The sequence below is a fragment of the Rathayibacter sp. VKM Ac-2762 genome, from assembly GCF_009866585.1.
Lineage (GTDB): Bacteria > Actinomycetota > Actinomycetes > Actinomycetales > Microbacteriaceae > Rathayibacter.
Map to the genome: position 1 here is coordinate 866,197 of NZ_CP047419.1, position 22,153 is coordinate 888,349.

The window sequence follows — 22,153 nt, forward strand, 5'->3', positions numbered from 1 at the left end:
GAAACGTAGACTCGCACGGTGAAGGTTCTGGCGGCGATGAGCGGTGGAGTGGACTCGGCGGTGGCCGCGGCCCGCGCGGTGGAGGCGGGGCACGACGTGGTGGGCGTGCACCTCGCCCTGAGCAGGATGCCCGGCACGCTGCGCACCGGCAGCCGGGGGTGCTGCACGATCGAGGACTCGATGGACGCGCAGCGCGCCGCGAACGTCCTCGGCATCCCGTACTACGTGTGGGACTTCTCCGAGCGGTTCAAGCTGGACGTCGTCGACGACTTCGTCGCCGAGTACTCGGCGGGCCGCACCCCGAACCCCTGCATGCGCTGCAACGAGCGGATCAAGTTCGCCGCCCTGCTCGAGAAGGCTCTCGACCTCGGCTTCGACGCGGTCTGCACCGGCCACTACGCCTCCCTCCGCACCGCCGCCGACGGCTCCCCGGAGCTCCACCGCGCGAGCGACGAGGCGAAGGACCAGTCCTACGTCCTCGGCGTGCTGACGGAGCAGCAGCTGCGGCACTCGATGTTCCCGCTCGGCTCCACGCCGTCCAAGGCGATCGTGCGCGCGGAGGCGGCGGAGCGGGGCCTCAGCGTCGCGAGCAAGCCCGACAGCTACGACATCTGCTTCATCCCCGACGGCGACACCCGCGGCTGGCTCGCCGAGCGCGTCGCCCCCGAGACCGGAGCGGTCGTCGATCGGGACGGCGCGGTGGTCGGCTCCCACGAGGGCGCCCACGGGTACACGGTGGGCCAGCGCCGGGGCCTGCACCTCGGCGTCCCCGCGCCCGATGGACGGCCCCGCTTCGTCCTGGAGGTGCGGCCGGTGAGCAACGAGGTCGTGGTCGGTCCGCGCGAGGCTCTGCGCATCGGCGAGATCGCCGGCGAGCGGTTCACCTGGGCGGGCGCCGCTCCCGAGGACGCGGACGCGCCCTTCCGCTGCGACGTCCAGATCCGCGCGCACGCCGACCCGGTCCCCGCCTCCGCGGTTGTGTCGCACGTCGATGGCAGGGTGGAGCTCGTGATCACTCCGGACTCGCCGCTCGACGGCGTCGCCCCCGGCCAGACGGCCGTCGTCTACCTCGGCACCCGCGTGCTGGGCCAGTGCACGATCGACCGCACGGTCGCTGCCGACGCCGCGGTGCTCCGATGAGCGCCGTCGAGCCCGCCGCCCGCGTCGAGGAGCTGCGGGCGCGGATCCGGTCGGCGAGCGACGACTACTACGCGGCCGACTCCTCGCCGCTGTCCGACGCCGAGTACGACGCCTTGGTGCGCGAGCTCGCCGCGCTCGAGGCCGAGCACCCCGAGCTCGCCGCCGAGGACTCGCCGACGCGGACCGTCGGCGGGATCGTCGGAGCGGGCCTCGCCCCGATCGACCACGCCGAGCGGATGCTCTCCCTCGACAACGTGTTCTCGGCCGAGGAGCTGCGCGAGTGGTGCGAGAAGACGGTGGCCTCGGCCGACCGCCCCGTCGCCTGGCTCACGGAGCTCAAGATCGACGGGCTCGCGATCTCCCTCCACTACGAGAACGGCCGCCTCGTCACGGCGGCGACCCGGGGCGACGGCCGCACCGGCGAGGACGTCACCGTCAACGCCCTCCGCGTCGCGGGCATCCCGGAGCGCCTCTCCGGCGAGGGCCACCCGGCACTCGTCGAGGTCCGCGGCGAGGTCTTCATCCCCGTGGCCGCCTTCGCCGAGCTGAACGCCCTCCAGGAGACGCTGCGCGACGAGGCGGTCGAGGAGGCGCGGACCCGCTGGTCGTCCCGCCCGCCCGCCACCCGAGGCGTCTTCGAGGAGGAGAAGGCGCGCACGAGCGCGCTGCGGCGCTTCCCGACCTTCGCCAACCCGCGGAACGCGGCGAGCGGCGGCCTCCGCCAGCAGCTCGACAAGAAGTCGGGTCTCGACCTGCGCGCCGGCGAGGCGCGCGTCGGCTCCCTCGCGCTCTACGTGCACGGCATCGGCGCCTGGCCGGACCCGCCTGTCGCGACCCAGTCCGAGGTCTATGGGCTCCTCTCCTCCTGGGGACTGCCGGTCAGCGGCCACAACCGCGTCTCGGCCTCGGTGGAGGAGGTGCTCGCCTTCGTCGAGCGCTACGGCCGCGAGCGGCACTCGGTCGAGCACGAGATCGACGGCGTGGTCGTGAAGGTGGACGAGCTCGAGCTGCACGACGAGCTCGGCGCCACCAGCCGGGCGCCGCGCTGGGCGATCGCCTACAAGTACCCGCCCGAGGAGGTCCACACGAAGCTCCTCGACATCGTCGTGAGCGTCGGGCGCACCGGCCGCGCGACGCCGTTCGCCCAGATGACCAAGGTGAAGGTCGCGGGGTCCGAGGTGCGCCAGGCCACGCTGCACAACGCCGACGTGGTCAAGGCCAAGGGCGTGCTCATCGGCGACACGGTCGTGCTGCGGAAGGCCGGGGACGTCATCCCCGAGGTGCTCGGCCCGGTGGTGGAGCTCCGCGACGGCTCCGAGCGCGAGTTCGTGATGCCGACGCAGTGCCCCGAGTGCGGCACCACGCTCGCTCCGGCCAAGGAGGGCGACGTCGACCTGCGCTGCCCCAACGCGGAGTCCTGCCCCGCGCAGGTCCGCGGGCGCGTCGAGCACATCGGCAGCCGCGGCGCGCTCGACATCGAGGCGCTCGGCGAGGTCAGTGCCGCCGCCCTGACCCAGCCCCTGGTGCCCGCCGAGCCGCCGCTGCGGACCGAGGCCGGCCTGTTCGAGCTCACGGTAGCCGATCTCTTCCCGATCGAGGTCGTCGTCCGCGACTCCGAGACGGGTCTGCAGAAGCTCGACGCGAAGGGCGATCCGAAGGTCGTCACGCCCTTCAAGCGCAAGCGGCAGCTCGCCAAGGACGGCGCCTTCGACCCGGAGGCGGGAGCCTTCGCGGGGGACGCCGCTTCCGTGCCCTCCACCAACGCCCTCCGGCTGATCGAGAACATCGAGCGGGCGAAGACCAAGGAGCTGTGGCGCCTGCTGGTCTCGCTCAGCATCCGGCACGTCGGCCCGGTCGCGGCGCGCGCGCTGGCGGGCTACTTCGGCTCGCTCGACGCGATCCGCGGGGCGAGCCGCGACGAGCTCGCCGCGGTCGACGGGGTGGGCGGGATCATCGCCGACGCTCTGATCGCCTGGTTCGAGGTCGACTGGCACGTCGAGATCGTCGACCGCTGGGCCGCGGCCGGAGTGCGCTTCGCCACGCCCGGCCACCCCGGGCCCGGTGCCGCGGACTCCGCCGGCGGGGTGCTCGCGGGTCTCACGGTCGTGGCGACCGGCAGCCTGGAGGGGTACTCCCGCGAGGGGGCGCAGGAGGCCATCCTCGCGGCCGGCGGCAAGGCCGGCTCGAGCGTCTCCAAGAAGACCGACTACGTCGCCGCCGGTCCCGGCGCCGGCAGCAAGCTCGGCAAGGCCGAGGCCCTGGGGCTCCGGATCATCACCGCGGCCGAGTTCCACCTCCTGGTGACGGAGGGACCGGACGCGATCGCGCTGCCGGAGGAGGCGTCCGCCGACGCTCCGGAGGAGGCGTCCGCCGACGCTCCGGAGGAGGCCGCCGCCGGCCCGGACGGGGACGTCGCCGGCGCATCGCGCTCCGACGCCTCGCCGGAGGACGACGCCGTGCCGGAGACCGACGCCGTCCCGGACGCGGCCGCCCCGAGCACGGAGGAGCCGACCGGGCCCGATGCCTGACGCGGGCGGCGGGGAGCGGCGTGCGTTCCTGCGCCGCTCCCTCGCCGACGCAGCGTCGCTCGCGCTCGACGCCGCGGCTCGGCCCACCGCCGCCGAGCGCCGGACCGCCGAGGCGCTGGGCCGGATCGACCACCTGGTCGTGCTCTCCTTCGCCGGCCGCAGCCGCGACCAGGTCCTCGCCGCGCTCGACGATCCGGACGGCCCGGTGTTCACCGGTGATACGGACGCCGTGATGACCGCGCCCGGCCCGGACGATCCTCCGGGCGCGCGCTTCGCCCCCGAGATGCTGCCGGTGCACGCGCTCCTCGCCACGGCCTTCGCGCGGGCCGACCACTGGCGCGCCGACGGCCGCGATCCGCTGCCGGCGGCCCTGCGCGCGGCCCGGGAGACCGGCACCGGCTGGGCTCTCGCGGTCGACGAGCGGCAGGGCGTCTCGATCACGCTCCTCGCCGATCCGGAGTGGCCCCACCGCGATCCGGGCGCCGCCGGCTCCCGCGGCGGGCGCCTCCTTCCCATCGACGCGCTGGCCGCCGAGGCCGCAGCCGGCACCCTGCCTCCGCTCGTCCTGGTCGAGCCGCGGTCCCTCGTCGATCCGGCCGACTTCGCCGACGCCGCAGCCGCCGGCACCGATCGATCCGCCGATGCGCGCCTCGCGGAGCAGCTGCTGCACGTCGTGTTCGACGCCGTCCGCGACGGGGAGCGGGCGGGGCGGCGGATGCTGCTCCTCGTCACCGCGCGGGGGAGCGCGGAGCGGCCCGGCACGGTGCCGGCGCTCGTGCTCGCCTCGGCCGTCCCCTCGGGTGCACGGATCGGCGTGCCGCTCGGTCCGGAGACTCCCGCGCAGCTCGTCCGCGCCCGGGCGGGCGTGCGCCGGGCGCTCGTCGATCCGCAGGTCCGAGAGCTGGCCGCACTCCTCAGCGGTCCCGACCGCCCCTCGCGCGCTGGCCCCGCACGGCGCCGGCGTTCGCGCCGCCCGCGGGTCGGGCGGCGCCTCCGCGACGCGGCCCGCCGCGCGCACGTCGACCCCGAGCCGGAGGCCGGACTGCTCGCCCGCGTTCGGAGCCGCCGTCCCGGGCGCGTCGCTACACTCCGAGCAGGCGCAGGCGGCGCAGGAGAGGCGGCGGAGATGACCAGCGAGCGGACTCCCGCGGAGCACGACGACGAAGCTCCGCGCTCCCGCTCGCGCCGCCGCTTCCTGGCCGGCACCGCCGCCGCCGGAGTCGGAGCCGGAGCCCTCGCCGGCGGCGCGATCGGCGCGGCCGTCGCCTCCGGCCCCCGCCGCGAGGAGGAGCCGCGACTGCCCGCCCGCACGGAGCCGGGATTCGACCACGTCGTCGTGATCATGTTCGAGAACCGCTCCTTCGACAACGTCCTCGGCCGCCTCTACGGACCGGACGACCTGCCCGCGGGCGAGAGCTTCGAGGGCCTCCTCCCCGACGAGCGGACGAACACCAGCGCCGGGGGACTGACCGTCGGCACGCACGTCTACGAGGGCGCCACCGACTCCGTGATGCGCCAGCCCGACCCGGACCCGGGCGAGGAGTACCCACACGTCAACACCCAGCTCTTCGGCACGGTGGATCCGCCCGAGAACGCCGGCCGAACCGTAGGCGCCATGACCGCGCCCTTCAACGCGCCCGCCGACGCCTCCGCCCCGACGATGAGCGGCTTCCTCGAGGACTACGTCCAGCACCTGAGGGTGATGAAGAAGGGGCAGGAGCCCACGGCGGAGGAGGCGCGGACGATCATGGGCGGCTTCTCGCCGGAGATGCTGCCCGTCTTCTCCACCCTCGCCCGCGAATTCGCCGTCTTCGACCAGTGGTTCTGCGCCGTCCCCTCCCAGACCTTCTGCAATCGGTCCTTCCTGCACGCGTCGACCTCGCACGGCTTCGTCACCAACAAGCAGAGCGGCGGCTACGAGAAGTGGCTCGCGGACGACCTGGCCGACGCGCCGACGGTGTTCAACCGCCTCGAGGAGGCGGGGAGGACCTGGCGCGTCTACTTCGACGCACTGCAGGTGGTCTCCTACACCGGCTTCCTGCACGCGCCGGTGCTCGAGAAGTATTGGAAGACCCACTTCTCGACGATGGACCGCTTCTACGCCGACGTGGAGAACGGCGAGCTGCCCGACTACGCCTTCCTCGAGCCGCGGCTCATCTTCGACCACAACGACATGCACCCGCCGACCGGGGTCCTGCACGAGGACGAGGTCGACGGCACGCCCGTCTACGACAGCGCGCTGTCCGACGTCCGCGCCGGCGAGCTGCTGCTGCACCAGGTGTACTCGGCGATCCGGGAGAGCGCGAGCACGACCGGCTCGAACGCGGTGAACACGCTCCTGCTGGCGACCTTCGACGAGCACGGCGGCCTCTACGACCACGTCCCCCCGCCGTCGGCGACTCCGCCGGGCGACGGCCGCGAGGGCGAGATGGGCTTCGCCTTCGACCGGCTCGGCTGCCGCGTGCCGGCGATCGCGGTCTCGGCGTACACGAGGGCCGGCACGATCGTGCACGACGAGCTGCACCACGGCGCCGTGATCCGGACCCTCAGCGCCCTGCACGGCCTCGAGCCGCTGACCGCTCGCGACGCCTCCGCCCCGGACCTCTTCGGGGTGCTGACCCTCGACGAGCCGCGGCAGATCGGCGACTGGCCGACCACGGTGCCGCAGTACCTGCCCCCGAACCCCGAGTCGGCACCGGCGCATCCAGCGCACGTGAACCGCGACAAGCCGCTAAGCCCGCCCGCCGTCGGCCTGATGGGCCTGCTGCTGGCCCGGTACGGCGAGCCCGGCGAGGACCTGCCGACCACCTACGAGGGGGCGTACAACGCACTCCTGAAGCACGGCGCCAGCCTCTTCGGCGGCTCCTGACGGGCGGGCGGCACGGGCGGAGGCGGTGCGGGCGCGCCGAGTAGACTGGCGGCCGGAAATCCCCCCGAACCACCAGACGGAGACGCATGTCCGAGATCACGGCCGACACGGTCGCCCATCTGGCCCAGCTGGCCAGGATCGACCTCACTTCCGACGAGATCGGGAGCCTCACCAGGGAGCTCGGCCAGATCGTCGACTCCGTGCGCGCGGTCCAGGCCGTCGCCACGCCCGACGTGCCGGCGACCAGCCACCCGATCCCGCTCGAGAACGTCTTCCGGCCCGACGTGGTCGGCGAGACCCTCACGCTCGAGCAGGCCCTCTCCGGCGCGCCCGAGCACGACGGCAGCCGCTTCCAGGTCTCCGCGATCCTGGGGGAGGAGCAGTGAGCGCGCACGGCGACGAGCTCGTCCGCCTCAGCGCGTCCGCCCTCTCCGAGAAGCTGGCCGACGGCTCGGTCTCCTCGGTCGAGGCCACCCGCGCCCACCTCGAGCGCATCGACGCGGTCGACGGAGCGGTCCACGCCTTCCTCCACGTCGCGCGCGAGGGCGCGGTCGCGTCCGCCGAGGCGATCGACCGCCGGCGGGCCGACGGCGAGTCGCTGCACCCCCTCGCCGGAGTGCCTCTCGCCGTCAAGGACGTCATCGTCACGAACGACATGCCGACCACGAGCGGCTCCCGCATCCTCGAGGGCTGGCGCCCGCCCTACGACGCGACCGTCATGCGCAAGGTCCGCGAGGCCGGGCTGGTCCCGATCGGCAAGACCAACATGGACGAGTTCGCGATGGGCTCGACCACCGAGCGCAGCGCCTACGGCCCCACCCACAACCCGTGGGACCTCGACCGCATCCCCGGCGGCTCCGGCGGCGGATCCGCCGCGGCCGTCGCGAGCTACGAGGCGCCCCTGGCCCTCGGCTCGGACACCGGGGGATCGATCCGCCAGCCCGCGCACGTGACCGGCACCGTCGGCGTGAAGCCGACCTACGGCGGCGTGTCCCGCTACGGAGCGATCGCGCTCGCCTCGAGCCTCGACCAGATCGGCCCCGTCTCCCGGACGGTCCTCGACTCCGCCCTGCTGCACGACGTCATCGCGGGCCACGACCCGCGCGACTCGACGTCGCTGCGCGACTCCTGGCCCTCCTTCGCCGACGCGGTGCGCCGCGCCGACGTGACGGGCCTCCGGATCGGCGTGGTCAAGGAGCTCGACGGCGGCGAGGGCTTCCAGCCCGGCGTGCTGGCGCGCTTCCACGAGGCGCTCGAGATCCTGCAGGGCGCCGGAGCCGAGGTCGTCGAGGTGAGCCTCCCGAGCGTCGAGCACGCGGTCGCCGCCTACTACCTGATCCTCCCCGCGGAGGCCTCCAGCAACCTCGCCAAGTTCGACTCGGTCCGGTTCGGCCTCCGCGTCACGCCGGAGGGCGGCGGCACGGTCGAGCAGGTCATGTCCGCGACCCGCGAGCAGGGCTTCGGCCCCGAGGTCAAGCGCCGGATCATCCTCGGCACCTACGCGCTCTCGGCCGGCTACTACGACGCCTACTACGGCAGCGCGCAGAAGGTCCGGACCCTGGTGCAGCGGGACTTCGACGCGGCCTTCGCCAACGTCGACGTGATCGCCTCGCCGACGGCGCCGACGACCGCCTACCGCCTCGGCGAGAAGCTCGACGACCCGCTGGCGATGTACCGCGGCGACGTCGCGACCATCCCGGCGAACCTGGCCGGCATCCCCGGCATCTCCGTCCCCGCCGGCCTCGCCGACGAGGACGGGCTGCCCGTCGGCATCCAGTTCCTCGCTCCCGCCCGGGAGGACGTGCGCCTCTACACCGTGGGCGCCGCGCTCGAGGCGCTGCTCGAGGAGAAGTGGGGCCGCCCGCTCCTCGCGCAGGCCCCCGACCTGACCCACTCCGTGCTCTCCGCGACCGAGGAAGGTGCCGTCTGATGGCCTCCGCGCACACGTCCGCTCCCGAGCTGATGGACTACGACGAGGTCTTCGAGACCTTCGAGCCGGTGCTCGGCTTCGAGGTGCACGTCGAGCTCAACACGAAGACCAAGATGTTCTCGGACGCGCCGAACGAGTTCGGGTCCGAGCCCAACACGAACGTGACCCCGGTCGACCTCGGCCTCCCGGGCTCGCTGCCGGTCGTGAACGAGCAGGCCGTCCGCTACTCGATCAGCCTCGGCCTCGCCCTGGGCTGCTCGATCGCCCCGTCCAGCCGCTTCGCGCGCAAGAACTACTTCTACCCGGACCTGGCGAAGAACTACCAGATCTCGCAGTTCGACGAGCCGATCGCCTTCGAGGGCTCGGTCGAGATCGAGCTGGCCGACGGCTCGCTCGTGCAGATCCCGATCGAGCGCGCGCACATGGAGGAGGACGCCGGCAAGCTCACGCACGTCGGCGGCGCCACCGGCCGCATCCAGGGCGCCGAGTACTCGCTCGTGGACTACAACCGCGCGGGGGTCCCGCTCGTCGAGATCGTCACGAAGCCGATCTACGGCGCGGGGAAGAGCGCGCCCGAGTACGCGAAGGCCTACGTCGCGACGATCCGCGACATCGTGCTGGCGCTCGGCATCTCGGACGCCAAGATGGAGCGCGGCAACCTGCGCTGCGACGCGAACGTCTCGCTCCGCCCGATCGGCCAGGAGAAGCTCGGCACCCGCACCGAGACCAAGAACGTCAACTCGCTCCGCTCGGTCGAGCGCGCCGTCCGCTACGAGATCCAGCGCCAGGCGGCGATCCTCGCCGCGGGCGGCACGATCACGCAGGAGACGCGCCACTGGCACGAGGACACCGGCCGCACCTCCGCGGGCCGGCCCAAGAGCGACGCCGACGACTACCGCTACTTCCCGGAGCCCGACCTGCTCCCGGTCGTGCCGAGCCCGGAGTTGATCGAGGAGCTGCGCGCCGCGCTCCCCGAGAAGCCCGCCGACCGCCGTCGCCGCCTCAAGCAGGAGTGGGGCTTCACCGACCTCGAGTTCCAGGACGTCGCCAACAGCGGCCTGCTGGTCGAGATCACCGAGACCGTCTCCGCGGGAGCCGCTCCGCAGGCGGCCCGCAAGTGGTGGACCGGGGAGATCGCGCGCCTCGCGAACGCGGCGGGCGAGGACCCGGCCTCCCTGGTCACCCCGGCCCAGGTCGCCGAGCTCGCCGGTCTGATCGAGAGCGGCACGCTGACCGACCGCCTCGCCCGCGAGGTCCTCCAGGGCGTCATCGCCGGAGAGGGCACCCCGCAGGAGGTCGTCGACGCCCGTGGACTCGCGGTCGTCTCGGACGACGGAGCGCTCATCGAGGCGATCGACGCGGCACTGGCCTCGCAGCCCGACGTGCTCGCGAAGATCCGCGACGGCAAGGTGCAGGCCGCCGGTGCCGTGATCGGTGCCGTGATGAAGGCCATGAAGGGGCAGGCCGACGCCGCCCGCGTCCGCGAGCTCGTCCTGGAGCGCGCGGCCGGCTGAGCCGGTGCGCGGGGAGGTGCGGTCATGAGCGGTGGAACCGGCGACGCGCCCCTTCCCGCGCGGCTCGAGCTGCCGGCGGGCGCCCTCCTGCGTCCTCTCGTCTCCAGCGACGCGGACCTCCTGCACGCGGTGATCGGCGAGCAGAGACCGTGGCTCGCGGCTCTCCTCCGCGGGGACGATCCGGCCGCCCTGCCGTCGGCGTCTCTCGGCGACGACGTGCGCGGTCTCCTGCGCCTCGAGGAGGAGTCGCGTGCGGGCAGAGCGCACGCGTTCCTGCTCGTCGGCCCGGACCGCACCGAGGCGCTGGGCGCTCTGAGCGTCCGGCCCGGCGGCGGCGACTCCGCCGAGGCCTCCTGGTGGGTCGTCCCCGCCGTCCGGGGCTCGCGGCTCGAGGAGGAGCTCGACGCCTACGCGCGCCGCTGGCTCCAGCAGCATTGGCCCTTCGCCACGGTCACCACGCCCGACAACCACCCCGACGATCCCGCCTCCCTTGCCGGGGCGAACATCGTGGCGCTCGTGCCCGCCGCGCCGGAGCGCACGGCCCTCCCCGACGCCGACGCCGCCTCGGCGGCGCTCCTCTGGGCGGAGTACCGCTCCACGCATCCGGGAGTCGACGAAGCGCTCCCGCCGGTCGAGGCGTTCGGCGACAGCACGGCGATGGCGGACGAGCTGCTGGGCCTCGTGCGGCGCGGAGTGAAGACGGCCACGGCGTCTCTCGCCGAGGAGGGGGCACCCGTCGCGGGCGACCACTGGATCGTCTGCGACGGCGCGGGAGCGGCGCGTGTCGTCCTCGTGACGGACGAGGTTCGGACCGGTCCGCTCGACTCCGTCGACGACGCGTTCGCCTGGGCCGAGGGCGAGGGGGACCGCACGCGCGCCTCCTGGCTCGACGGCCACCGCCGCTACTTCGCCCGCGTCTCACCGGGCGGCATCGGCGACGTGGTCTTCGAGCGCTTCCACGTGGTCTGGCCGGAGGCCGACGCCGAGCGCGCCGCCGCCTTCGCCCGCTCGGTCGGAGCGTTCCGGCCCGAGGAGCTCGACGGGACTCCCGCGCAGGAGTAGGGGGTTTCCCGGATGCCCCGCTCAGGCGCCCTGCGCCAGAGTGGAGTCATGGCTACTCTCGTGCGCCCCCGTCGGGGCAGGATCATCGCCGGCGTCTGTGCCGGTCTCGCCCGCCGATTCGGCTGGAGCCCCTTCGTGGTGCGTCTCCTGTTCGTGCTCTCGTGCCTCCTCCCGGGGCCGCAGATCATCGCCTACCTCGTGATGTGGGTGGTCATCCCGAAGCAGAAGTGACCGTTGCCCCCGCTCCGAGCAGCCTCTGAGAGAACGCTCAGCACCCGGAGCGGTGAGAGGCCTACGGTGGCGGTGTGCGTCCGTCGGGCGCCGAGGAGGAGATCATGGGATTCCTGGACCGACTGCTGGGCCGCGACGAGCAGCCCGAGAGCGCACGCCGCTCGACGTACGCGCCGCCGCAGGCCGCGGACCGCAGGCCCGAGTACGGCTCCCCTCCGGCGACGTCTCCGCGCACCGACGATGAGCGTGCCATCGAGCGCTACCGCTACCTCCTCCGCACCGCGCCGCCCGAGGCGATCGAGCAGGTGCACCGCGAGGCCTTCGAGCAGCTGACCCCGGAGCAGCGCCAGCAGGTCTTCCGAGAGCTCAGCGAGGGGGCCCCTGTCGGCGACGCGCCGAAGGACGACGACCCCCGCACGCTCGCCCAGTCCGCCACGCGGAGCGAGCTGCGCCAGCCCGGATTCATGGAGCGGCGCTTCTCCGGCGGCGGAGGCATGGGCTTCGGCGGCGTCCTCGCCTCCTCGATGCTCGGCACGATCGCCGGGTTCGCGATCGGCTCGGCCATCGCTGGCGCGTTCCTTCCCGATGCGGGAGGCGACTACGCCGGCGGTGACGGCGGGGGAGACGCCTCGGCCGACGGCGGGGCGGATGCGGGAGGTGCGGACGCCTCCGGTGCGGACGCCGGAGACGGCGGCGGCTGGGGCGACTCCGGCGGCGGCGACTTCGGTGGCGGAGGCGACTTCGGCGGGGGCGGCGACTTCGGAGGCGGCGACTTCGGCTTCTAGCCTCGTTGCAGAGGGCCCCCGATCACGGACAGTGGTCGGGGGCCCTCGCTCGTTCCGGGCTAGTCCTCGTCGGTCAGCATCGCCTTCACCTGGCGGCGGAGGACCTTGCCGATCATGCTCCGCGGCAGCTCGTCGACGACGGTGATCCGCTTGGGCACCTTGTAGGGGGTCAGCGCCTCCCGGACGGCCTTGCGGGCGGCTGCGACGTCGAGCTGCGCGCCCGGCTCCAGGACGACCGCCGCCGCCACGGACTCGCCGCTGCGCGGATCGGGCAGGCCGACCACCGCCACCTCCTTGATCTCGGGCAGGCGGAGCAGCACCTCCTCCACCTCGGACGGCGAGACGTTGAAGCCGCCCGTGATCACGAGCTCCTTGATCCGGTCGACGATGCGCACGAAGCCGTCCTCGTCGATCGTCGCGATGTCGCCGGTGCGGAACCAGCCGTCGCCGGTGAAGGTCGCCGCCGTCTCGTCGGGCTTGCGGTGGTAGCCCCGGAACACCTGCGGACCGCGCACGACCAGCTCGCCATGCTCGCCGGTCGCCACCTCCGTGTCGGGATCCTCGGGGTCGACGATCCGCACGTCGGTGCCGGGCAGCGGAAGCCCGACCGTCCCGGCGCGTCGCGTCGGACCGACCGGGTTGGCCATCAGGACCGGAGAGGTCTCCGAGAGGCCGTAGCCCTCGACGAGCGTTCCTCCGGTCAGCGCCTCGAACGACTCGACCAGCGCCGGGTCGAGCGGCATCGCGCCGGAGATGGCGATCTCGATGCCGCGGAGGGAGACACCCCGCTGCTGCGCGCTGCGCGCCAGGCGCTCCGCGATCGGCGGAACGGCCGGGAGGAAGGTGGCGGGGTGCTTCTTGACGACCTTCAGCACCAGCTCCGGGTCGAACTTCGGGAACAGCACCAGGCGCGCGCCCATGCTCATCGCGAAGGTGAGGCAGAGCGTCAGCCCGTAGGCGTGGAACATGGGGAGCACCGCGTAGACCACGCAGTCGCCGCGGCGGACCGTCGGCACCCAGGCGCGCGACTGGGCGGCGTTCGCCGTCAGGTTCGCGTGGGTCAGCTCGGCGCCCTTGGGCGTGCCGGTCGTGCCGCTCGTGTACTGGATGACCGCGAGGTCCTCCGCGACCGGGCGCGGGTGCGCCGGGTCGATCCGCCGGCGCAGCAGCGTCTCCCACTCGATCGCGCCGCGGACCGGCCCGGTCAGCGCGGCGCGCGACTCCCGGGCCTTCTTCAGCGGCAGGCGGAGGGCTGCGCGCATCGAGGCGGGCATCGCGCGGGTGAGGTCGACGGCGACGACGGTCTCGACGCCGAGGTCGGCCGGGAGGTCCTGCACCGTCGGCACGACGCGGTTCCAGGCGATCGCGACACGAGCGCCGTGGTCCTCGAACTGGTGGCGCAGCTCGCGCGGGGTGTAGAGCGGGTTGTGCTCGACCACCACGGCGCCGAGCCGGAGGACGGCGTAGAAGGCGACGACGTGCTGCGGGCAGTTCGGGAGGACGAGGGCGACAGGATCGCCCGCGCGGACGCCCAGGCGGCGGAGGCCCTCTGCGGCCCGCTCCACCTCGTCGGCGAGCTGGGAGTAGCTGGTCGAACGGCCGAAGAACTCGAGCGCGACCTGGTGGGGATACCGCTCGGCCGACTCGGTGACGATGTCGACGAGCGAGCCGGTCGGGAGCTCGAGCTCCGTCGGCACGCCGGGCGCGTAGCTGCGGATCCAGGGGCGGGGCGGGTGGGTGCTCACCCGCCCCACTCTAGGAGGAGGTGCCGGGGCTCAGGCTCCCTGAGCCACCGCGTCCTCGATCGGGGTGGGACCGGAGACGATCTCCCACGTCTTCGCGATGGAGGTCGGCTGCGCCAGGGCGGCGATCACCGTGGCGGCGACGTCCGCTCGGGGGATGCTCCCCTTCTCGACGGAGGTGCCCAGCGTGATCGTGCCGGTGCCCTCGTCGTCCGTCAGCCCGCCCGGGCGGAGGATCGTGTAGTCGAGGCCGGAGTCGCGCAGTGCCGCGTCGGCGTCGCGCTTGGCCTCGACGTAGGCCTTCCAGCCCTCCTCCGTGTCCTCGGGGAGCGGCTCGTCCACACCGATCGCGCTGACCTGCACGAAGTGCTGGACCCCGACGATCGCGGCGGCCTTCTGGCTGAGGACGGACGCCCCCAGGTCGACGGTGCGCTTGCGCTCCGGGCCCGAGTCGGGTCCGGCTCCGGCGGTGAAGACCATGCCGTCGACGTGGCCCAGCGCCTCGGCGAAGGCCTCGGGCGTCGTGTCCTCGAGGTCGTGCACGAGCGGCTCGCCGCCCAGCCGGACGATGTCCTCGGCGTGATCGGGGTTGCGGATCACTCCGACCGACTCGTGGCCGGCGTCGTAGAGCAGGTGCAGGATCTGCTGCCCCACCTTGCCGTGGGCTCCGATGACGGCGATGCGTGTCATGGACGTTCCTCTCCTCGTCGGGGCGGGTCGCCCCGTGTTCGTGGTCCCCTCCATCCTGCCGCGGCGTCCCTGGACGCCCCCAGGCCTTGACGGCGTTCGGGCGCCGGGCCGTCAGGCGGCGAGGCGGTCGTCGCGTCCGGTGATGGCGAGCAGGCGGCTCTGGAGGGAGGCGGCGTCGTCGACCGGCACGGGCGCGGCGTAGAGGCCGCTCGCGCGCAGGGTCTCCTCCTGGGGTGCGAAGAGCTCCCAGACCGCTGCGACGAGCTCCTCGTCCAGCCGCTCGTCGCTGCCGGTCGCGCGGGCGAGGTCCCAGGCGTGGACGGTCACGTCTGCCGTCTGCTCCTGCAGCAGCTCGACGGCGCTGACGGTGTCGCGCCCCAGCTGTACGGTCGCCGCCGGGTCGACGGTGCGGACAGCGTCGCGCAGGCGGTCGGTCACGCGACGCCACTCGCTCCTCAGATCGGTGGCGACGGACTCGAGGCGCAGCGCCGACTCGTCGCCCCCCGAGAGGAGCGTGTGCGCGCGCTGCTGCTCGCGGACGACGTGCAGCACCAGAGCGCGCGTGTCCCACTCGGTGTCGGGCGTGGGGGCCGACCAGTCCTCGACGGCGCTCAGCCGGAGCTCGAAGGCGCGGTGGGCGCGGTCCTGCAGATCGAGCCAGCGGCTCATCTCGGCGCCGGGGCCGGTCTCGGTGGCGGTGGGGGAGTCGGGCTGCTCGTGCGTCATGGTCTCTCCGGAGCGTCGTGGTGCTCGGGTCAACCGCGAGTGGTCGGCGCTCATTCCCGGCCGGCCCGGGCGCAGCGGTCGAGCGGCCGATGTCGGTGGTGCGTGCGAGCATGTCCCGAGGCGTGGGCGAGAAGGACGGAGCGGCGTGAGCAGGCAGGACGGCGCGGCGTGAGTGAGCAGGACGGCACCGCATGAGCAAGCAGGACGGCACGGGGCGGCAGGCCACGACCGAGCCCTTCGACGACCCGCGCGCGAGCATCATGCACATCGACATGGACGCGTTCTTCGCCTCCGTCGAGCTGCTCGACCGGCCGGATCTGCGCGGGAGGCCGGTCATCGTGGGCCACCACGGAGCGCGCTCCGTCGTCACAGCGGCGACGTACGAGGCGCGCCGCTACGGCGTCAACTCGGCGATGCCCATGGCGGTCGCCCTCCGCCGCTGCCCGCAGGCCGTGGTCCTCGAGCCGCACATGGAGCGCTACCGCGAGGCCTCTCGCCGCGTCATGGCGATCTTCGACTCCTTCACGCCGCTGGTCGAGCGTCTGAGCATCGACGAGGCGTTCCTCGACGTCGCGGGTGCCCGCCGCATCTCGGGCTCACCGTTCGCGATCGGCACCGAGATCCGCCGCCGGGTGCACGCCGAGCTCGGACTGACCTGCTCGGTCGGGATCGCCAGCACCAAGTTCGTCGCCAAACTCGCCTCCGGCCGCTCCAAGCCCGACGGTCTGCTGGTCGTCCCCGCCGACGGCGTCCGCGAGTTCCTCGATCCGCTGCCCGTGAGCGCGCTGTGGGGAGTCGGCGCGAGCACGGAGGAGGCGCTTCTGCGCCGCGGTCTGCGCACCGTCGCCGACGTCGCGACCACCCCGCTGCCGTCGCTGGTGTCCGCCCTCGGCGAGGCGACCGGGAGGCGCCTGCACGCCCTGGCGAACGGGGTGGATCCGCGGCCGGTCGACACCCGCCAGATCGAGAAGAGCGCCGGACACGAGATCACGTTCGCCGACGACGTGGCCGACCCCGAGCTCGTCCGTCGTGAGCTGCTGCGGCTCTGCGACAAGGTCGCCGTGCGGATGCGCCGCTCGGGAGTGCGCTGCCGCACCGTCGCGGTGAAGGTGCGCTTCGGCGACTTCAGCACCCTCACCCGCTCCCGCACGCTCGTCGAGGCGACGGACGTGGCCCGGGTCCTCTACGAGGCCTCCTCCGCGCTCCTCGAGGCGGCCAACCCGATGCGGCGGCCCGTGCGGCTGATCGGCGTGCGCGGCGAGCAGCTGGTCGAGGGCGACGACGTCGCGTTCTCCCTGTGGAGCGACTCCGACGACTGGCGCGACGCGGAGCTCGCGGTCGACGGCGTGGCCGCCCGCTTCGGCTCCGGGGCCGTGCGTCCCGCCTCGCTCCTGTCCCGGTCGGCTCCCGAGTCGGCCAAGGGGATCGACCTCAGCGACACGCTCGCTACGCGGAACCGATCGTCAGACTGATCGGGCGGTGGTCGGAGCCGTTCGGCGGCAGGACCGCGACGGTCGCGGCGGTGACGCCGTCGGCGAGCGCGTGGTCGAGCGAGACGAGCGGCAGCAGGGACGGCCAGGTCGCCGGGAAGCCGACACCGCCCGTGCGGACGAGGCCCGCCTCCGCCAGCACCGGAGCGAACAGGTGGTCGTCCGTCGGCGTGTTGAAATCGCCGATGACCAGCGTCCGCTCCGACTCGTCGTCTCGGAGAGCGGTGGCGAGGTTCGAGAGCATGGTGTCCCGCTCCTCGTGGTCGCCCGGCCGGAACGAGGCCAGGTGCACCACGAACAGGCGCGCGCTGCCGACCGGCGTGTCGACGTCGACGGCGAGCGCGCGCTCCCAGCCGAGACCGAGGTCGAGCGGCTCCTCGTCGGTCAGCTCGGTCCGGCTCCAGACGCCGACGGTGCTCGAGACGGACGAGTACGGGTACTCGTCGGCCAGCTCGGCGTCGACCGCGTCCACGGCGTCTCCGTCGAGCTCCTGCAGCGCGATCACGTCGGGGCCGCGGGCGGCGAGCGAGGCGGCCAGCCCACCGGCGTCGCCGCTCGTCTCGATGTTCTGGCTGACGACGGTGAACGAGCCGGAGCGCACGGCCGGCGCCGGAAGCGCGACCGGCAGCACCAGCACGCCGTAGACCATCGCCAGCACGGTGACCGCGGCCGCCGTCCGGCGCGACCGGAGGGCCGCCGCGGCCGCGATGAGGAGCAACACGAGGAGCCCCGTCCACGGGATCCCGACCTCGAGGACCGACAGCCAGCCGATCGGATCGGGCAGCGCGCGGTGGAAGGCGAGGAAGGCGGCGAGCACGAGGCTCGCGACCGCCACCGCGGCCGAGCGCACGGGGCGGCGGCGGCGGGTGCGGGCGGACATCCGTCGATCATGGCAGCAGGTCCCCGGAGGTCCATGGACGAGTCCTGTGCGCCCCGGCGGGCCGCTTGTCGCCGCGGAGAGCCGCGGAGTACCGTCGCACCATGCCCAACATCGCAGTCTCCCTGGCCGACACCGTCACCACCGCGGGTACCGCGACGATCTACGGCGAGCCCGTCACCGTCGACGGCGTCTCGCTCGTCCCCGTCGCCCTCCGCTGGTTCGGCTTCGGCGGAGGCAGCGGCTCCGAGGACGGCCAGGAGGGCGGCGGCGGAGGCGGCGGCGCCACGGTCATCCCGATCGGCGCGTACATCAAGGACGACCTCGGCCTGCGGTTCCAGCCGAACGTTATCTCGGTCCTCGCCGTCGGCATCCCCTTCGTGTGGGTGACCGGCAAGGCCCTCGCGCGCATCATCCGCGCCCTCAAGAAGTAGCCGGAGCGGCCCCGCGTCAGCTGGCGCGCTGCTGGCGCGCGGGGTACCACTTCTTCTTCGTCCGGCCGAAGCCGACGATCAGCCGCTCGGCGTCGTCCGGCCGGCGGGGGTCGTAGATCACCGCGGCGGGCTCACCGGCCATCCACGCGTCCCCCCGCTTCAGCGGGTACTTCTGCGCGCGCTTCTCCACACCCTCGGCGGTCCGGTAGACGACCAGGAGCCTGCCCAGATCCCGTGCCGAATCGCGATCGCCGCGTGCCGGATCCGGCCCGACGACGCGCGCCGGCACCCGCGTGCCGTAGCTGAGCAGCTCGCGGCGGATCCGCGCACGGCGCTGCCAGAGCAGGGCCTGCAGCAGGACGATCAGCAGCACGGCCAGGACGACGACCACCGACCACGACATGACGTCTATGATTGCCGACGAACACGGGAGTCCGGTGCACCGGGCTGAGAGGAAGGCAGCAGCCTTCGACCGTCGAACCTGATCTGGGTCATGCCAGCGAAGGAACGTTTCGATCTCCTCTTACCAACCCGTGCCCTCCATTCGCTTCCACGAAAGGGCACGTCAGTGCAGAACACGAACGCGCAGAACACGAACGCGCAGAACACGAACGCGCAGAACACGAACGCGCAGAACCTCACCTCCTCCGCCCCGGCCCGGCGCGATCTGCGCTGGCGGGTCGTCGACATCGTGGTGGCGAGCGTCGTCGCCGTCGCGAGCGGGATCGTCTTCTGGGCCTGGGGCCTGGCGACGAACGTCCTCGGCCTCGCCTTCGAGTTCCTGCCCGGGCTCGGCGGGCTCCTCGGCGGCGGCTGGCTCTTCGCCGGCGTCCTCGGCGGCCTGATCATCCGCAAGCCCGGAGCCGCGCTCTACACCGAGCTGGTCGCCGCGGCCGTGTCGGCTCTGATCGGCACCCAGTGGGGCTTCACCGTGCTGATCTCCGGACTCGTGCAGGGACTCGGCGCGGAGATCGTCCTGGCGCTCTTCCTCTACCGCAGCGGCCGTCCGCTCGTCGCGATGCTGGCCGGTGCCGGTGCCGGGCTGGCCCTCGCGATCAACGACCTGCTGTCGTACTACGCCGTCAACGACGTGCTCTTCAAGACCGTCTACGTCGCCTCCTCGATCGTCTCGGGCGCGCTCCTGGCCGGGCTGCTGTCCTGGTTCGCGGTGCGGGGGCTCGCGGCCTCGGGAGCGCTGGACCGCTTCGCCTCCGGGCGCGAGGGCCGGACGGTCGAGGGAGCCGGCGCGGGCGCTCGATGAGCGGCGCCTCCGTCCGGGCGCGGGGCTGGAGCTGGCGGCACGCGGGACGCTCCCGCGACGCCCTCTCCGGCCTCGATCTCGCGCTGGAGCCGGGGGAGCGCGTGCTGCTCCTCGGCCCCTCCGGCGCGGGAAAGAGCACGCTGCTGCACGCCCTGGCCGGCGTCCTCGGCGGGGAGGAGGACGGCTCCGCGGCGGGCGAGCTCGAGATCGACGGAGCCGCGCCGCTCACCCGGCGCGGTGTCGCGGGGCTCGTGCTGCAGGATCCGGACACTCAGGCGGTCCTGGCGCGGGTCGGCGACGACGTCGCGTTCGCCTGCGAGAACCTCGGCGTGCCGCGCGAGGAGATCCCCGCGCGGGTGCGGGAGGCACTCGGCGACGTCGGGCTCGACGTGCCGTTGGACCACTCCACCTCGGCGCTCTCGGGCGGGCAGAAGCAGAGGCTCGCTCTGGCGGGTGTGCTCGCCATGCGTCCGCGGCTCCTGCTCCTCGACGAGCCCACCGCCAACCTCGATCCGGACGGTGTACGCGAGGTGCGGGCGGCGGTGGAGCGCACGGCCGCCCGCACGGGGGCGACGCTGATCGTCGTCGAGCACCGGGTCGACGTGTGGGTCGGCCTCGTCGACCGGGTCGTGGTGCTCGGGCGGGACGGCGCGGTCGTCGCCGACGGCGCTCCGGTCGAGGTCCTCGATCGAACGCACGACGTGCTCCGCGCCTCCGGCGTCTGGCTGCCCGGTGACACCCCCGCCCGGCGCGGGGCGAGCGTGCTGCCCTCGCCCGCCGCCCTGAGCGCGCACGACCTCGCCATCGGCCGGCCCGTCCTCGGGCGCCGCCGCTCGACCATCGTGGCCTCGGGGCTCGAGCTCGCCGTCGACTCCGCGCGGGCCACGGCCGTGCTGGGACCCAACGGCGCGGGGAAGTCGACCCTCGCGCTCACGCTGGCCGGTCTCCTGCCGCCGGTCGCGGGGCGGGTGACCGCCTCCGAGTCGTTCCGCGCCGGTGCGGGCCCCGAGCCGATCCGCTGGACCTCGGCTCAGCTCGCCGGACGGATCGCGATGGTGTTCCAGGAGCCGGAGCACCAGTTCCTCACCGCTCGCGTGCGCGCCGAGCTCGCGCTGGGCGCCCGCGACGAGACGGAGCGGCATCGGGCGGAGGAGCTCCTGGAGCGCCTCGGCCTCGCGCACCTCGCCGACGCCAATCCGTTCACCCTCTCCGGAGGCGAGAAGCGGCGCCTGGCCGTCGCGTCCGCCCTCACCCGGTCGCCGTCCGTGCTCGTCCTCGACGAGCCGACGTTCGGGCAGGACCGCCTGACCTGGGAGGTGCTCGTCGACCTCCTCGCCGAGCAGCGCGACGCGGGCACGGCGGTGCTCGCCGTCACCCACGACGAGGCGCTGGTCGCCGCCCTCGCCGACTCGGTCGTCACCCTCGGCGCCCGCGAGGCGGTGTCGGGATGACGCTCCTCGACTCCGTTCCCGCGCGCAGCCGGATCGCCCGGGCCAACCCGGTCGCCAAGCTCCTCGCCAGCCTGGTCATCGCGTTCGCGCTCCTCCTCACGGTCGATGCGGTCTCCGCGGCGACGGCGCTGGCGCTCGAGCTGCTGGTTCTGCCCTTCGCGGGGCTCCGGGCGGGTGAGCTCGTGCGGCGGACGGCTCCCGTCTGGATCGCGGCTCCGCTCGCCGGCCTCTCGACAGTCCTCTACGGGCGTGACAGCGGCGCCGTCTACGCGGAGTTCCTCATCGTCTCGGTCACAGAGGGATCCGTCGCCCTCGGGCTGGCCATCGCGCTGCGCGTCCTGGCGATCGGACTGCCGAGCGTGGTCCTCATCGCCACCACCGACCCGACGGACCTGGCGGACGGCCTCGCGCAGATCCTGCGCCTGCCCTCGCGCTTCGTGCTCGGCGCTCTCGCGGGCATGCGGCTCGTCGGTCTGCTCGTCGACGACTGGCGCACCCTGTCGATGGCCCGCCGGGCCCGTGGGGTCGCCGACGGCCGCGGGCCCGTCGAGGCGCTCCGCAGCCTCGCGGCCCGCACGTTCTCGCTGCTCGTGCTGGCCATCCGGCGGGGGAGCAGGCTCGCGACGGCGATGGAGGCGAAGGGCTTCGGCTCCGGCGTCCCGCGCACCTGGGCGCGGCAGTCGCGCCTCGGAGCCGGCGACCTCCTGCTGCTCGCGGGCGGAGTGCTGATCGCTGCCGTCGCCGTGACCGCCGCCGTCGTCACCGGCTCCTGGAGCTTCGTCCTGCATGGCTGAGCGGATCCTGCCGCTGACGGATCACACGGCGGGCGACCTCGCCCGCTCCGTGATCGCGCGGCGTCGTCGGACGGTGCTGCTGGACGGACCGAGCGGCTCCGGCAAGTCGACGTTCGCGCGCGCGCTGGTCGAGCAGCTCCGTCTCGCGCCGGCGGCACCGTCGGTCGCGCTCGTGCGGATGGACGACCTCTACCCCGGCTGGACGGGCCTGGACCGGGCGTCGCGGGAGACGGCCGGGACGCTCGTCCGCCCCCACGGCCTCGGCCTCGCGGCGCACTGGCGGCCCTGGAACTGGGCCGCGGGGACGACGGCCGGGCGCCGCGTCGTCCGCGAGACGCTTCTGGTGCTGGAGGGCTGCGGGTCGGCCGGCGCCGCCGCGCGTCGCCACGCCGATCTGGTGGTCTGGCTGGAGGCCGACGACGAGGTGCGGCGCGTGCGTGCGCTCGAGCGCGACGGCGAGCTCTTCGCTCCGCACTGGGACGCCTGGGACCGCGACTTCCGCTCCTACCGCGCTCGGGAGCGGCCCCGGGAGAACGCCGACCTCGTGCTGGACACGGGCGGCGGGGGAGCGGTGCGCGGCTGAGGGGTCCCCGCCGAGCGCGGCGACGCGCGGATGCCGGTGAGAGGCT

At 73.8% G+C, this 22,153-nt stretch carries 20 protein-coding genes and 1 riboswitch; of the genes, 15 read left to right on the plus strand and 5 right to left on the minus strand.

Going from position 1 to position 22,153, the window contains the following annotated elements:
• Positions 1–18: 18 nt before the first annotated feature.
• The 9 genes from mnmA (at position 19) to GTU71_RS04180 (ending at position 12,059) form a co-directional block, all read left to right on the plus strand.
• The gene (gene mnmA / locus GTU71_RS04140) at positions 19–1,140 is read left to right on the plus strand and encodes a tRNA 2-thiouridine(34) synthase MnmA (RefSeq protein WP_181028759.1); all 1,122 of its coding nucleotides are present in this window, start codon (positions 19–21) and stop codon (positions 1,138–1,140) included.
• Positions 1,137–3,668 carry an NAD-dependent DNA ligase LigA gene (gene ligA, locus GTU71_RS04145; RefSeq protein WP_159939360.1) on the plus strand — a complete coding sequence of 844 codons (2,532 nt, stop codon included), beginning with the start codon at positions 1,137–1,139 and terminating at the stop codon, positions 3,666–3,668. The genes mnmA and ligA overlap by 4 nt, the downstream gene beginning before the upstream one ends.
• Positions 3,661–6,537: an alkaline phosphatase family protein gene (locus GTU71_RS16390; protein WP_244230636.1), complete on the plus strand. Its 2,877-nt coding sequence runs from the start codon at positions 3,661–3,663 to the stop codon at positions 6,535–6,537. The genes ligA and GTU71_RS16390 overlap by 8 nt, the downstream gene beginning before the upstream one ends.
• Positions 6,538–6,623: 86 nt before the next feature.
• Positions 6,624–6,923: an Asp-tRNA(Asn)/Glu-tRNA(Gln) amidotransferase subunit GatC gene (gene gatC / locus GTU71_RS04155; RefSeq protein ID WP_104223877.1), complete on the plus strand. Its 300-nt coding sequence runs from the start codon at positions 6,624–6,626 to the stop codon at positions 6,921–6,923.
• Complete coding sequence (gene gatA / locus GTU71_RS04160) at positions 6,920–8,467, plus strand: Asp-tRNA(Asn)/Glu-tRNA(Gln) amidotransferase subunit GatA (RefSeq protein WP_104239402.1); 1,548 nt, start codon at positions 6,920–6,922, stop codon at positions 8,465–8,467. The genes gatC and gatA overlap by 4 nt, the downstream gene beginning before the upstream one ends.
• Positions 8,467–9,981, plus strand: coding sequence for an Asp-tRNA(Asn)/Glu-tRNA(Gln) amidotransferase subunit GatB (gatB, locus tag GTU71_RS04165; RefSeq protein ID WP_104269086.1), 1,515 nt, complete (start codon positions 8,467–8,469; stop codon positions 9,979–9,981). Before gatA ends, gatB begins: the two co-directional genes overlap by 1 nt.
• Positions 9,982–10,005: 24 nt before the next feature.
• Positions 10,006–11,043 (plus strand): ASCH domain-containing protein, encoded by a 1,038-nt coding sequence (locus GTU71_RS04170; protein ID WP_159939361.1) that lies wholly within the window; start codon positions 10,006–10,008, stop codon positions 11,041–11,043.
• Between the two features lie 48 nt (positions 11,044–11,091).
• Positions 11,092–11,274 (plus strand): PspC domain-containing protein, encoded by a 183-nt coding sequence (locus GTU71_RS04175; RefSeq protein WP_104223873.1) that lies wholly within the window; start codon positions 11,092–11,094, stop codon positions 11,272–11,274.
• A gap of 104 nt (positions 11,275–11,378) precedes the next feature.
• Complete coding sequence (locus GTU71_RS04180; RefSeq protein ID WP_104232676.1) at positions 11,379–12,059, plus strand: hypothetical protein; 681 nt, start codon at positions 11,379–11,381, stop codon at positions 12,057–12,059.
• A 59-nt stretch (positions 12,060–12,118) separates the two neighbouring features.
• Here the strand turns inward: GTU71_RS04180 and GTU71_RS04185 are convergent, their stop codons facing one another.
• From GTU71_RS04185 to GTU71_RS04195, 3 genes are all read right to left on the minus strand, one after another.
• Positions 12,119–13,804 carry a long-chain-fatty-acid--CoA ligase gene (locus GTU71_RS04185; protein ID WP_159939362.1) on the minus strand — a complete coding sequence of 562 codons (1,686 nt, stop codon included), beginning with the start codon at positions 13,802–13,804 and terminating at the stop codon, positions 12,119–12,121.
• Positions 13,805–13,834: 30 nt separating this feature from the next.
• Positions 13,835–14,491: an SDR family oxidoreductase gene (locus GTU71_RS04190; RefSeq protein ID WP_104223727.1), complete on the minus strand. Its 657-nt coding sequence runs from the start codon at positions 14,489–14,491 to the stop codon at positions 13,835–13,837.
• Positions 14,492–14,602: 111 nt separating this feature from the next.
• A complete protein-coding gene (locus tag GTU71_RS04195) occupies positions 14,603–15,217 on the minus strand; it encodes a TIGR03086 family metal-binding protein (protein WP_244229430.1) in 615 nt (204 codons plus the stop codon).
• Positions 15,218–15,408: 191 nt separating this feature from the next.
• Here GTU71_RS04195 and dinB point away from each other — a divergent pair, with 191 nt between their 5' ends.
• The gene (gene dinB, locus GTU71_RS04200) at positions 15,409–16,689 is read left to right on the plus strand and encodes a DNA polymerase IV (protein WP_159939363.1); all 1,281 of its coding nucleotides are present in this window, start codon (positions 15,409–15,411) and stop codon (positions 16,687–16,689) included.
• On the opposite strand, the gene GTU71_RS04205 is transcribed toward dinB, so the two are convergent.
• Positions 16,664–17,587, minus strand: a complete 924-nt coding sequence (locus tag GTU71_RS04205) for an endonuclease/exonuclease/phosphatase family protein (protein ID WP_104250548.1) — start codon at positions 17,585–17,587, stop codon at positions 16,664–16,666. The two genes, dinB and GTU71_RS04205, sit on opposite strands and share 26 nt — an antisense overlap.
• A gap of 101 nt (positions 17,588–17,688) precedes the next feature.
• Here GTU71_RS04205 and GTU71_RS04210 point away from each other — a divergent pair, with 101 nt between their 5' ends.
• Positions 17,689–18,018: a hypothetical protein gene (locus GTU71_RS04210; protein WP_104223724.1), complete on the plus strand. Its 330-nt coding sequence runs from the start codon at positions 17,689–17,691 to the stop codon at positions 18,016–18,018.
• Between the two features lie 16 nt (positions 18,019–18,034).
• Here the strand turns inward: GTU71_RS04210 and GTU71_RS04215 are convergent, their stop codons facing one another.
• Positions 18,035–18,421 carry a DUF3592 domain-containing protein gene (locus tag GTU71_RS04215; RefSeq protein ID WP_104223723.1) on the minus strand — a complete coding sequence of 129 codons (387 nt, stop codon included), beginning with the start codon at positions 18,419–18,421 and terminating at the stop codon, positions 18,035–18,037.
• Between the two features lie 14 nt (positions 18,422–18,435).
• A riboswitch (TPP riboswitch) is annotated at positions 18,436–18,543 on the plus strand.
• A 142-nt stretch (positions 18,544–18,685) separates the two neighbouring features.
• On the opposite strand from GTU71_RS04215, the gene GTU71_RS04220 reads away from it, so the two are divergent.
• From GTU71_RS04220 to GTU71_RS04235, 4 genes are read left to right on the plus strand one after another with little or no spacing between them, the layout of a single operon-like run.
• Positions 18,686–19,279: an ECF transporter S component gene (locus GTU71_RS04220; RefSeq protein ID WP_244230671.1), complete on the plus strand. Its 594-nt coding sequence runs from the start codon at positions 18,686–18,688 to the stop codon at positions 19,277–19,279.
• Positions 19,276–20,730 carry an ATP-binding cassette domain-containing protein gene (locus tag GTU71_RS04225; protein WP_159939365.1) on the plus strand — a complete coding sequence of 485 codons (1,455 nt, stop codon included), beginning with the start codon at positions 19,276–19,278 and terminating at the stop codon, positions 20,728–20,730. Before GTU71_RS04220 ends, GTU71_RS04225 begins: the two co-directional genes overlap by 4 nt.
• Entirely contained in the window at positions 20,727–21,524 is a 798-nt protein-coding gene (locus tag GTU71_RS04230; protein WP_104223720.1) for an energy-coupling factor transporter transmembrane component T, read from the plus strand. Before GTU71_RS04225 ends, GTU71_RS04230 begins: the two co-directional genes overlap by 4 nt.
• Positions 21,517–22,107 (plus strand): hypothetical protein, encoded by a 591-nt coding sequence (locus GTU71_RS04235; protein ID WP_159939366.1) that lies wholly within the window; start codon positions 21,517–21,519, stop codon positions 22,105–22,107. Before GTU71_RS04230 ends, GTU71_RS04235 begins: the two co-directional genes overlap by 8 nt.
• Positions 22,108–22,153: the final 46 nt, after the last annotated feature.

Bases quoted from the DNA above. Each gene is read 5' to 3' on its own strand.
- GTU71_RS04190 (WP_104223727.1), bottom strand. From the start codon at position 14,491: ATGACACGCATCGCCGTCATCGGAGCCCACGGCAAGGTGGGGCAGCAG.
- gatC (WP_104223877.1), top strand. From the start codon at position 6,624: ATGTCCGAGATCACGGCCGACACGGTCGCCCATCTGGCCCAGCTGGCC.
- gatB (WP_104269086.1), top strand. From the start codon at position 8,467: ATGGCCTCCGCGCACACGTCCGCTCCCGAGCTGATGGACTACGACGAG.
- GTU71_RS04195 (WP_244229430.1), bottom strand. From the start codon at position 15,217: ATGACGCACGAGCAGCCCGACTCCCCCACCGCCACCGAGACCGGCCCC.
- GTU71_RS04225 (WP_159939365.1), top strand. From the start codon at position 19,276: ATGAGCGGCGCCTCCGTCCGGGCGCGGGGCTGGAGCTGGCGGCACGCG.
- GTU71_RS04170 (WP_159939361.1), top strand. From the start codon at position 10,006: ATGAGCGGTGGAACCGGCGACGCGCCCCTTCCCGCGCGGCTCGAGCTG.
- GTU71_RS04230 (WP_104223720.1), top strand. From the start codon at position 20,727: ATGACGCTCCTCGACTCCGTTCCCGCGCGCAGCCGGATCGCCCGGGCC.
- ligA (WP_159939360.1), top strand. From the start codon at position 1,137: ATGAGCGCCGTCGAGCCCGCCGCCCGCGTCGAGGAGCTGCGGGCGCGG.
- GTU71_RS04215 (WP_104223723.1), bottom strand. From the start codon at position 18,421: ATGTCGTGGTCGGTGGTCGTCGTCCTGGCCGTGCTGCTGATCGTCCTG.
- GTU71_RS16390 (WP_244230636.1), top strand. From the start codon at position 3,661: ATGCCTGACGCGGGCGGCGGGGAGCGGCGTGCGTTCCTGCGCCGCTCC.
- dinB (WP_159939363.1), top strand. From the start codon at position 15,409: ATGAGCAAGCAGGACGGCACGGGGCGGCAGGCCACGACCGAGCCCTTC.
- GTU71_RS04205 (WP_104250548.1), bottom strand. From the start codon at position 17,587: ATGTCCGCCCGCACCCGCCGCCGCCGCCCCGTGCGCTCGGCCGCGGTG.
- GTU71_RS04210 (WP_104223724.1), top strand. From the start codon at position 17,689: ATGCCCAACATCGCAGTCTCCCTGGCCGACACCGTCACCACCGCGGGT.
- GTU71_RS04180 (WP_104232676.1), top strand. From the start codon at position 11,379: ATGGGATTCCTGGACCGACTGCTGGGCCGCGACGAGCAGCCCGAGAGC.
- GTU71_RS04235 (WP_159939366.1), top strand. From the start codon at position 21,517: ATGGCTGAGCGGATCCTGCCGCTGACGGATCACACGGCGGGCGACCTC.
- GTU71_RS04175 (WP_104223873.1), top strand. From the start codon at position 11,092: ATGGCTACTCTCGTGCGCCCCCGTCGGGGCAGGATCATCGCCGGCGTC.